Raw genomic sequence first — 301 nt, 5'->3', positions numbered from 1 at the left:
GAGGTATTTAAACAGCAATATTTTGATTTAAACAAAAGCTTTAACCCGATTCGCTTCCAACCAGACGAATGGGCCGAACTTGCACAAGAAGGCGGCTTTAAGTACTTTTTATTTACAACGAAACACCACGATTGGCTTTTTGTATGTGGGATACAAAAACGACAGATTATAAAGTGAGGACGTCGATTGGGAATCCGATCCTGAGGTATTTAAACAGCAATATTTTGATTTAAACAAAAGCTTTAACCCGATTCGCTTCCAACCAGACGAATGGGCCGAACTTGCACAAGAAGGCGGCTTT

Annotated in this window: 1 protein-coding gene; it reads left to right on the top strand. The window is 40.2% G+C overall.

All coding sequences use genetic code 11. The features are described from left to right. Positions 1-177 (top strand): alpha-L-fucosidase (locus G5S52_RS24450; RefSeq protein ID WP_205744049.1); only part of this gene is annotated, 177 nt, incomplete at its 5' end. Positions 178-301: the final 124 nt, after the last annotated feature.

The organism is Grimontia sedimenti (assembly GCF_011045095.1).
GTDB classification, from domain to species: Bacteria; Pseudomonadota; Gammaproteobacteria; order Enterobacterales; family Vibrionaceae; genus Enterovibrio; species Enterovibrio sedimenti.
The sequence above is the reverse complement of the archived record's forward strand: the minus strand, read 5'-3'. Positions and strand labels throughout refer to the sequence as shown.